The organism is Mycobacterium sp. TH-M106 (genome assembly GCF_057473765.1).
On record NZ_JBYCLE010000016.1, the window covers coordinates 1 to 8,963 of the forward strand.

Sequence of the window (8,963 nt, forward strand, 5' to 3'; positions counted from 1 at the left end):
TGTCCAACAGGGCCTCGCGATAGATGGTGACGGTGTCCGGCAGCGATCCGGCGTAGTTGGAGTCGCGCGCGGTCAACGCCACGCCCTCATAGAGCCCTAGTAGGTCAGGATCCTCGGCATCGCGATCGGCAACCAGGACGACGACGTTGTCTATGGCGTCCGCCAGCTCGGGTGGGATGAGATCCAGCGCCTCGGAGACCAGATCGTCGAACCGGTGCGGATCCATCCGCACGGTCATCGGCGTCAGCCGCCCGGTGCCGGTGGCAGCAGACCCGGCGGCGGCAGACCCGGTGGTGCCGGGAACGCCGGCGCGAACGGCGGAGGCGGGGGCTCCTCGGCAGGCGGTTGCGCGTACGGAGGGAACGGCGGGGGCTCCTGCGGCGGGGGCGCTGCCTGCGGGGGCGCTGCCTGCGGGGGCGGTGCCTGCGGGGGCGGTGCGGCCGTTGCCGGCCGTTGCACCGGGGCAGGCTGCTGTTGCGGCAGATGCTGGTTGGCGTCACGAGAGCTCGTCGGCTCCGGTGCGCGGGCTGCCGGCGGTACCGGAGTCGGCCAGACCGGCGGAGCCGGCAGCGGGATGGGAGGTAGCTCGAGTCGCTCCTGGGGGATATCCGGCGGCGGGACGGGCGGCTGGCCGTTGATCAGCAGCGAGCCTCCTGCCATGTTCAGCAACGTCGCCCAGCCGCCGTTGCCCAGCGTGGCGCCGATGCTGCAGGCTACTTCGCGACTCCCCGCCGACCAGCTGGGCAGCGAGATGGTGGCGTAGGTCAGTGTCAGCGTGGTGTTGCGCAATTGCACCGGGTTGAGGTAGGAGTCGGTCAGCCGGGTGCACTCGTCCTTGATGACGACGTCCTGTTCGGGCTCGGGGGGCAGTGCCTCGGGGAACTTCTCGGCCAGATTGACCGTCCCGGTGACTTCCTTGGCGTGCGGCGCGGCGCAGTCGACGGGAACGTCGGTCGGCTGGTTGGTGGCGGGGTCGATACCCAGGCAGGTGCCGGCCGGCCAGATCTTCGACTGGTCGATATCGGCCACTTTGCCGGCGAAAGCCAATTGCTGGCCGTTGGGGCCGGGCAGCTGCAGGCCGCAGAGCATCCGGCGCTCGCCATGCAGGTGCCAAGCCCGATCGCCGGACCACAGCATGCTCGCGACGAACTTGCTGTGCGGGTCGAACTTCGAGCCGAGATAGCGTTGCACCGCAGACTCGCACTGCTCCTGGGTGATCTGCTCGATGCGGGCGGCCGAAGGCGGAGCGGCGTCTGGGCCGTACTCAGCACCCGGGAATATCCGCATGTCGACCGGCTCGGCGACCTCGAACTTATGGTCGTCACCGCACCCGACAATGGTCGCCGCTTCCAGCGTCTTGTCCGGCCACATCAGGCAGTCCCCGGCGATCGCACGGTCGAGTGCGTCGTTACCCTTGGCGCTGTTGGCAAGCGCGCCGGGTGCGGGATCGGCGCCGAGATGACTCAGCAACCCGGCCGGGCCGCTTGCGTCGCCCGGCAAGACTGTGACAAGCCCGGCGATGAGCAGCCCGCCCAGCGCAATCAGCAGCAGTGTCCGCAGGGTCGATGCTGGCTTGTGAGCGCGCAGCCAGTGCACCCGGGCCGGCTGCTCAGCCGGCGCTTCAGCCGGCTGCACGTCGGGTGAACGCTCCTGGTCAACTGCCTGCGACATCCGCTCCATTGTGACAGGCACCGACAGTGGCGTGACAACTGATGCAAAAGTACTGTCTTGGGACTGACTGCGACGAGCTGTCTGCCTGCTGGCGGTTCCCATCGCCGACCGAAAGTAGGGTTGCGAGCTGTGATCGACCTGAACCTGCTGCGCGCCGACGCCGACCGCGTCCGGCGCTCCCAAGCCAGCCGCGGCGAGGACCCGGCCTTGGTGGATGCAGCGCTGACCGCCGATGCCGCGCGGCGATCCGCGATCGCGACTGCCGATTCGCTGCGTGCCGAGCAGAAGGCGGTCAGCCGGTCGGTGGGTGCTGCCTCGGCCGAGGAACGGCCCGCGTTGTTGGCGCGGGCCAAAGAGCTGGCCGAGCAGGTCAAGGCTGCCGAAGCCGCTCGAGACCACGCCGAGGCGGTGGCCACCGCCGCGCACATGACGATCGCCAACGTCGTCGTCGACGGGGTGCCCGCGGGCGGGGTGGACAACTATGCCGTGCTCGACGTCGCCGGTGAGCCGTCCGCGATCGACCACCCGCGCGATCACCTCGACCTCGGTGAGGCACTGGGCCTGATCGACATGGCGCGCGGCGCCAAGGTATCGGGTTCCCGGTTCTACTTCCTGAAAGGGCAGGGCGCGCTGCTGCAGCTGGGACTGCTGCAGCTGGCGATGCGGCTGGCGGTCGAGCGCGGCTTCACGCCGGTGATCCCCCCGGTGCTGGTGCGGCCCGAGATCATGTCCGGCACAGGGTTTCTCGGCGCCCACGCCGAGGAGGTGTACCGGATCGAATCCGACGACCTCTATTTGGTCGGCACCTCCGAGGTGCCGCTGGCCGGCTATCACGCCGGCGAGATTCTCAACTTGTCCAGCGGGCCGCTGCGCTACGCGGGTTGGTCGTCGTGTTTTCGCCGCGAGGCCGGCAGCCACGGCAAGGACACCCGCGGCATCATCCGGGTGCACCAGTTCGACAAGGTGGAGGCGTTCGTCTACTGCCGGCCCGCCGACGCCGAGGCCGAGCATGACCGGCTGCTGGGCTGGCAGCGGGAGATGCTGGCGTGCATCGAGGTGCCGTACCGGGTGATCGATGTGGCCGCAGGCGATCTCGGGTCGTCGGCGGCTCGCAAATTCGACTGCGAAGCCTGGCTTCCCACGCAGGGCTGCTACCGGGAGTTGACGTCGACGTCGAACTGCACCACCTTCCAGGCGCGCCGGCTGGCCACCCGCTACCGCGACGAGAACGGAAAACCGCAGACCGCTGCGACACTCAACGGAACACTGGCCACCACCCGGTGGTTGGCAGCGATCCTGGAGAACCACCAGCAGCCCGACGGCAGTGTGCGGGTGCCCGACGCGCTGGTGCCGTTCGTGGGTGTTGAGGTATTCGAGCCCGCTCGCTGAGGCTCTGACCGGGGGATACTCCTACCTATGGAGGTTCCTGCGACTCGGTACGCGAAGAGTGGCGATCTCCACGTCGCGTATCAGGTGGTTGGCGGTGGGCCGCGCGACATCGTGTTTCAGACGCAGGTCCACTATCCGGTCGATTTGCTCTGGGACGACCCGCTGGCGGCGCGTGGGTTGCGGCGCCTGGCGTCGATGGGCCGCTTGATCATCTGCGATCCTCGGGGCTGGGGCAGCTCCGACGCCGTCAGCCTCGAGGCGTTACCCGCGCTGCAGGCCTGGACCGACGACCTCGGCGCGGTGATGGACCAGGTCGAGAGCGAACGGGCAGTATTGGTCGCAGGCGGCGAGGCGGGGCTCTCTGCGATCCTGTTCGCCGCAACGTACCCCGATCGGGTAGCGGCGCTGGTGCTGATCAACGCCTTCGCGCGATTTCTGCGCGGACCTGACCAGCAGTGGGGCCTGCCGCAGGAGGCCGTAGAGCGGTACTTGCGCACATACCTCGAGTTGACCGGTCGCGGCCCGATCGCCGATGTCCTGGCGCCGAGCCGGGCGACGGAGGCGGGTTTCCGGCGCTGGTTCGCGAAGTGCGAGCGGCTCAGCTGCGGCCCGCGCTCGCATTTCGCGATGTATCGCCTCTTCCAGGCCAGCGACGTCACCGTTGCGCTGTCAAGCGTGCAGGCTCCGACTCTGGTGCTGCGTAGGACCGGGGATCGGCACGTGCGCAACGGCCACGCCGAGCTGCTGGCCAAAAAGATCCCGCGGGCGCAGCTCGTGGAGCTACCCGGCGATGATCACCTCTGGTACGCCGGCGATGTCGAGGCGCTGTTCGACCCGGTCGAAGCGTTCCTGACCGGCGTGCACGCCGAGGCGAGCGGTGCACGAGTGCTGACCACCGTGCTGTTCACCGACATCGTCGGCTCCACCCAACGGGCGGCAGACCTCGGTGACCGTCTTTGGACCGAGCTGCTCGAGACGCACGACGAACTCATCCGCGGCCAGGTCGAGGGCTTCCGCGGGAAGCTGATCAAGACCAGTGGCGACGGCACCCTGGCGACCTTCGACGGTCCGGCGCGGGCGATCCACTGCGCCGCCGGAATCCGCGATGCCGTCAAAACCATTGACCTGTCGGTGCGGGCCGGGCTACACACCGGCGAGGTCGAGCTGCGCGGGGACGACGTCGCCGGCTTGGCCGTTCATATCGGTGCCCGCATCGCCGGCCTCGCCGGCCACGACGAGATCCTGGTCTCGGCCTCCGTTCCGCCGTTGGTCGCGGGATCCGGTATCGGTTTCGCCGAACACGGACGACACACCCTCAAGGGGGTTCCGGGGGAGTGGGAGGTGTTCGCCGTCGAATTCGGCGCCTGACCCCTGATTTCGCGCCGCTTACCGTTCCAGCAGCTCTTCGAAGACCGCGACGAACTCGTCCGGATTCGCCGGGGTGAAGGCCGGAGCCGGCCAGGTTCCCGGCACATCAAGGGTCACCAGCGTGGACTTCAATGGCCGGTGGACGTCCAGCGGCAGCCAGCGCCGCAGATCCGAGCTGCCCCAGATACGGAAGCGATGAATCAGCCGCCCCAGGGGCTCGACATGATAGCCGGTGATCGCTTGCAGCGGAATGACTTTCGAAGTGCCGGATGGAAAGTGGTAGCGGCGCAACGTGATCGCCTCGCGATCGAGCTGGACCAGGCCGTCATCGTAGGCCAAGCGGCCTTCACCTGGTGCGTTCATGCCCGCGAGGACCGCAGCTCGTGGCCCCGCGCCGTGAGGCAGCGACCGGTCTCCAGATCCCATTGCCAGCCGTGCTGATTGCAGGTCAACGTGGTGCCGTCCACTACACCGAACTTCGACAGGTCGGCCTTCATGTGCGGACAGCGCCGCTGAATCTGCCAGCCGTCCAGGGTGATCGTCGACGTGTCGTCGTGGGTCTCGCCGAACCAGCCGTCGGCGTAGACGATGCGCTCGTCGGTCAAGCACTTGAAGAAGGTGTACAGGTACTCGTTGTAGCCGCCGATCCGCCAGGCGGTGAACCGGGTGGACAAGAAGATGGTGTTGACCCAGTCCGGCTCGTCGTCGCGTAACACGGTGCGCACCAGCTCCGGTGGGATGGCGAAACCGTATCGGAATGTCTCGGATGCAATCGGTTCGCGCACTGACCGTTTCGGGAAATCCAGCACCACCGTTTCGGGACCGATCACCAGTTGTACCGGGTAGCCGATGCCGTCACAGATCTCGTCGCTTCTGGCCATGATCGGCTCGAGCCTTGCCCGCAGCGGGTCCAGCAGCGGCTCGCCGGCAGCGGGCGCCCAGGACTCCTTCTCGGCGGCCAGCACCGGGGCCATCCGCGCGGCGTAGTCGGCGAGGTAGTCCGCCTTGCCGGTGGTGAAGATCGCCTCTACTTCGTTGGCGGGCAGCGGGTGGGTCAGCGAATCTAGCTGCGCGCCAGTGAAGTCCGCTGTCGAACCGGGGATCATCAGCAGGCCACCATCGTGGCCGTGGGCGCGCAGCTGGTCGAGGAAGACCATCTGGTCCGGGAAGATGTTGGCCGGGTCGCCGTGGTCGTCGTTGAGGTGGCGCAGTTCGGCATCCAGGAAACACGGTGGGCCCGCTGACGGGATCACCCAGCTGGCGCCGACCTCGGCGATGTAGGCGCGGGCCCGGTCCATCTGGCGTTGCCGCTTCTGGATGCCGAATGATTCTTTGGCGCGGGCCGGCATGTCGTAGACCATCGGGTACCAGATCGCGCCGGAGTACTGCAGCATGTGCACGTCGATGTGACCGAATGCCGCGAGCACGTCCAGGTCCACCGGCCGCGAGTCGTTCATGTTGAATACCGTGGTCTCGCCGTCGGAGACCACCAGGCCGGAGTCGCCGATCGGGCCGTCGGCCGGGGCGCGTAGCGCGATCACCATCACGTCCAGGTCGCCCTTGGGGCCGCTGACGGTGTGCTTGACCGAGTCGGTGGTCTCGACGAACCGGTGAAAACCCAGCTGCTCCAACTCGCCCCGCAGATCGGGCACCGGATAGTCGGGCAGCAGCACCACCGCGTCTTTGTTGATGTGCGCACACAGGTGCCGCGGGTCGAAGTGGTCGTGGTGCAGGTGCGAGATGTACAGGTAGTCGGTGTCCCCGAGGGAATCCCAGTCCAGCTCGCTGTTGTCCGGGAACGGAAACCACGACGCGAAATATGCCGGGTTCACCCAGGGGTCGCACAGGATGCTGCCCGCCTGGGTGTCGATCCGAAAGCCGGCGTGGCCGACGCTGGTGACCTGCACTAATGCCTCCCAACGATGCTGGAATGCCGGTGCCAGCTTAGTGGGTCGACGCATCCCCGACGTCCCACAGCTGCCGGGAGTAGTCGATGAGCACCGGATGGGGCTCGACGCCGTAGGCGGTCGCCCGCCACCCAACACAACGAATGTCTAGTAAATAGACAGCGGATAGCCTACAAGACAGACTAAAATCGTGATCGCAAGCGAACCGACCCGGACAACTCTTAAGCGACTGAAGGCAGCCGGGTTCACGCGCCGGAACGCGAAAGGCAGCCACGCGATGTACTACTGTTCGCACGGCAACGTCACCGTCCTCGTCGCCGACGGACACCGAACCACGTCACCGGGGGTCGTTCGCAAGGTCAACCAGGCCATTCAGCGCTGCGCCGCCGGGTGCCGCCGACCTCCCAACTGGAAAGGGCGATTGTGACCACCTACCGCGTCAATGTCCATCGTGAGGACCGTTGGTGGATCATCCGCATCCCGTCACTGGACGGTACTGCGGGCCTCGACGAATGCCTCGGGCAGGCGCGTCGGTACGAGGATATCGAGAAGGAGGCACGTGACATCATCACCGTCGTTGCCGATGTCGCACCCTCCACCATCGATCTCGATGTGCACGTGCGCGTCGATGACGTCGATGTCTCAGCGGCCGCAGCGGAAATCGCGCGTGAGCGCAGAGTCGCAGCTGAGGCCGACGCGCGCGCTCGCCAAGCGTCTCTCGACATTGCGGAGCGGCTCAAAGCAGCCGGGGTGCCAGTCCGCGATATCGGTGCAGTAACCGGACTATCCTTCCAACGTGTGCAGCAACTCGTGAGTACGTGAACGGCACCGGGAATAGCTGGACGGCAGACGCGGGACATTAGGCTTGATGGTTGTGGAACCGGTATACGGGACGATCATCCGACTCGCCCGTCTGACGTGGCGACTTCAGGGCCTGACGCTCACCGTCAGCGGGGTGGAGAACCTGCCGGCCAGCGGCGGCGCGGTCGTTGCGATAAACCACACCGGCTACCTGGATTTCACCTTCGCCGGGTTGCCCGCCTACCAGCAGGGGCTGGGCCGCAAAGTGCGGTTCATGGCCAAGCAGGAGGTGTTCGACCACAGGATCACCGGACCCATCATGCGCGGCTGTCGCCATATCGCGGTGGACCGGGGCAACGGCGCCGCGTCGTTTCACGCCGCGGTCGAATACCTGCGGGCCGGCGAACTGGTCGGTGTCTACCCCGAGGCGACTATCAGCCGCAGCTTCGAACTCAAGGACTTCAAGAGCGGCGCCGCTCGGATGGCGATCGAGGCGCAGGTGCCCATCGTCCCGCATGTCGTCTGGGGCGCCCAGCGAATCTGGACCAAGGATCACCCGAAGAAACTTCTGCGGCCCAAGGTGCCGGTCGCCGTCGCGGTCGGCGAGGCGATCGACCCGACGCTGCCGGTGGACGGCCTGCAGGCACTCTTGCACGCCCGCATGAAGCATCTGCTCGAACAGGTGCAGGACGCCTACGGGCCCTACCCGGCGGGGGCGTTCTGGGTGCCCCGCAGACTCGGCGGCGGTGCGCCGACCCTGGCCGAGGCAGCGCGGTTGGACGCCGAGGAGGCCCGCCGGAGAGCCGCCGCCACAGCGGCCCACGGCGCTGAGCCGTCCAACACGGGCGGCCCACCCGAGTAGGCGATCGGCGAGCAACGGATGCAGCCGGTCTTCCGCGTGCTGGAGATCGCAGCCACCACATGGGTCAAGACCTCCGGAACCAGCATCGCCTTCCAAGGGTTGGAACACATCCCGGAGACCGGTGCAGCGGTGATCGCGATCAACCACACCAGCTATGTCGATTTCCTGCCCGCGGCCCTTGCGGTCTACCACCGCGGGCGACGTATGCGGTTCATGATCAAAGCCGAGATGCAGCAGGTCAAGGCGGTCAACTTCCTGATCAAGCACACCGGCACCATCACGGTGGACCGCCGGGCGGGGGCCGACGCCTACCAGCGCGCCGTGGCGGCGCTTCGCGCCGGCGAGGTGGTCGGCGTTTATCCGGAAGCGACCATCAGCCGAAGTTTCGAACTCAAGGAATTCAAAACCGGGGCGGCCCGAATGGCGTTGGCGGCGCAGGTGCCCATCATTCCGCTGATCGTGTGGGGCGCACATCGAGTGTGGACTAAGGACCATCCGCGAGTGAGCTTGCTGCGCAACAAGATTCCGATCACGGTGGCGGTCGGCGCAGCGGTGGCCCCGTCAGGTGACGCCGCTTCGCTGGGCATCACCTTGCGGGCGCAGATGGCCCCGCTGCTGCAGCGGGTCCAGCAGGATTATCCGCACCCGGCCGGGGCCTACTGGGTGCCGCAGCGGATGGGCGGCAGCGCGCCCACCCCGGCCGAGGCTAAGGTTCTTGATGAAAAGGAGCTGGCCGAACGAGCAGGCAGGCGCGCGGCTGGCGGCCCGTGATGCGCGAACGGCGGGAGAAACACGGAGTATTGAGGGCATGGCTGAACCGTTTTTCCGCATGTTGGAAATCGTGGTCCCGCCACTGGTCGAGGCCAACGGATGGCGCATCACCTTTGCCGGGCTGGAGAACATTCCGGAACGCGGCGGCGCGCTGGTCGCCGTCAACCACACCAGCTACGTGGACTTCTACCCGG

10 protein-coding genes are annotated in these 8,963 nt (G+C 67.1%); 6 read left to right on the forward strand and 4 right to left on the reverse strand.

Annotated features, from left to right (window positions below):
- Together AC2VOP_RS00520 and AC2VOP_RS00525 are read right to left on the reverse strand one after the other, a co-directional pair.
- On the reverse strand, window positions 1–238 hold a 238-nt coding region (locus AC2VOP_RS00520; protein WP_486959147.1), incomplete at its 3' end, for a metallopeptidase family protein.
- A 5-nt stretch (window positions 239–243) separates the two neighbouring features.
- Entirely contained in the window at window positions 244–1,680 is a 1,437-nt protein-coding gene (locus tag AC2VOP_RS00525) for a septum formation family protein (protein WP_486959153.1), read from the reverse strand.
- Window positions 1,681–1,800: 120 nt separating this feature from the next.
- On the opposite strand from AC2VOP_RS00525, the gene serS reads away from it, so the two are divergent.
- Both serS and AC2VOP_RS00535 read left to right on the forward strand, forming a co-directional pair.
- Window positions 1,801–3,060: a serine--tRNA ligase gene (gene serS, locus AC2VOP_RS00530; RefSeq protein WP_486959148.1), complete on the forward strand. Its 1,260-nt coding sequence runs from the start codon at window positions 1,801–1,803 to the stop codon at window positions 3,058–3,060.
- A gap of 27 nt (window positions 3,061–3,087) precedes the next feature.
- Window positions 3,088–4,428 carry an adenylate/guanylate cyclase domain-containing protein gene (locus AC2VOP_RS00535; RefSeq protein ID WP_486959149.1) on the forward strand — a complete coding sequence of 447 codons (1,341 nt, stop codon included), beginning with the start codon at window positions 3,088–3,090 and terminating at the stop codon, window positions 4,426–4,428.
- Between the two features lie 18 nt (window positions 4,429–4,446).
- Here the strand turns inward: AC2VOP_RS00535 and AC2VOP_RS00540 are convergent, their stop codons facing one another.
- Together AC2VOP_RS00540 and AC2VOP_RS00545 are read right to left on the reverse strand one after the other, a co-directional pair.
- Window positions 4,447–4,791 (reverse strand): hypothetical protein, encoded by a 345-nt coding sequence (locus AC2VOP_RS00540; protein WP_486959150.1) that lies wholly within the window; start codon window positions 4,789–4,791, stop codon window positions 4,447–4,449.
- On the reverse strand, window positions 4,788–6,335 hold the full coding sequence (locus tag AC2VOP_RS00545; protein ID WP_486959154.1) for a Rieske 2Fe-2S domain-containing protein: 1,548 nt from the start codon (window positions 6,333–6,335) through the stop codon (window positions 4,788–4,790). Before AC2VOP_RS00545 ends, AC2VOP_RS00540 begins: the two co-directional genes overlap by 4 nt.
- Window positions 6,336–6,758: 423 nt before the next feature.
- On the opposite strand from AC2VOP_RS00545, the gene AC2VOP_RS00550 reads away from it, so the two are divergent.
- From AC2VOP_RS00550 to AC2VOP_RS00565, 4 genes are all read left to right on the forward strand, one after another.
- Window positions 6,759–7,157, forward strand: coding sequence for a HicB family toxin-antitoxin system (locus tag AC2VOP_RS00550; RefSeq protein ID WP_486959151.1), 399 nt, complete (start codon window positions 6,759–6,761; stop codon window positions 7,155–7,157).
- A gap of 52 nt (window positions 7,158–7,209) precedes the next feature.
- On the forward strand, window positions 7,210–7,998 hold the full coding sequence (locus AC2VOP_RS00555) for a lysophospholipid acyltransferase family protein (protein ID WP_486959155.1): 789 nt from the start codon (window positions 7,210–7,212) through the stop codon (window positions 7,996–7,998).
- Window positions 7,999–8,016: 18 nt separating this feature from the next.
- Window positions 8,017–8,769 carry a lysophospholipid acyltransferase family protein gene (locus tag AC2VOP_RS00560; RefSeq protein ID WP_486959152.1) on the forward strand — a complete coding sequence of 251 codons (753 nt, stop codon included), beginning with the start codon at window positions 8,017–8,019 and terminating at the stop codon, window positions 8,767–8,769.
- A 37-nt stretch (window positions 8,770–8,806) separates the two neighbouring features.
- Window positions 8,807–8,963 (forward strand): 1-acyl-sn-glycerol-3-phosphate acyltransferase (locus AC2VOP_RS00565; protein WP_486959156.1); only part of this gene is annotated, 157 nt, incomplete at its 3' end.

Coding starts and splice junctions, on each gene's coding strand:
- AC2VOP_RS00525 (WP_486959153.1), bottom strand. CDS start 1,680: ATGGAGCGGATGTCGCAGGCAGTTGACCAGGAGCGTTCACCCGACGTG.
- AC2VOP_RS00535 (WP_486959149.1), top strand. CDS start 3,088: ATGGAGGTTCCTGCGACTCGGTACGCGAAGAGTGGCGATCTCCACGTC.
- AC2VOP_RS00540 (WP_486959150.1), bottom strand. CDS start 4,791: ATGAACGCACCAGGTGAAGGCCGCTTGGCCTACGATGACGGCCTGGTC.
- AC2VOP_RS00560 (WP_486959152.1), top strand. CDS start 8,017: ATGCAGCCGGTCTTCCGCGTGCTGGAGATCGCAGCCACCACATGGGTC.